We start from the raw sequence: 434 nt of genomic DNA on the forward strand, positions 1-434 counted from the left end.
AGAAGTAGTGGAACACGGCGTGCTCGGAGGTGACCGCGAAGCCGTGGGCGAAGCCGGGCGGGATCCAGAACTGGCGCTGGTTGTCGGCGCTGAGCACGACGGCCGCCCACTTGCCAAACGTGGGCGAGCCGCGGCGGATGTCGACTGCGACATCAAAGACCTCGCCCTCCAGCACCGACACCAGCTTGCCCTGCGGATTCGGCAGCTGGTAATGCAGACCGCGCAACACGCCGCGCGCGGATCGCGAAATGTTGGCCTGCACCGCGTCCATCACGATGCCGTGCTCGGCGTAGCGCTGCCGGTTCCATTGCTCGAAGAAGAAGCCGCGGGCGTCACCGAACACGCGCGGCTCGATCACCAGGCAGCCGGGCAGGTCGGTTTCGATCACCTTCATTTGGCCAGCCCCAGCTTGAGCAGGCTCATCAGGTACTGGC

The 434-nt window shown here is 65.9% G+C and carries 1 protein-coding gene; it reads right to left on the reverse strand.

All coding sequences use genetic code 11. The features are described from left to right. Window positions 1-394: dTDP-4-dehydrorhamnose 3,5-epimerase (gene rfbC, locus FLQ44_RS22795; protein WP_147696174.1), on the reverse strand; the 394-nt coding region annotated here is incomplete at its 3' end. Window positions 395-434: the final 40 nt, after the last annotated feature.

The sequence above is a fragment of the Vogesella mureinivorans genome (assembly GCF_007644035.1).
GTDB lineage: Bacteria > Pseudomonadota > Gammaproteobacteria > Burkholderiales > Chromobacteriaceae > Vogesella > Vogesella mureinivorans.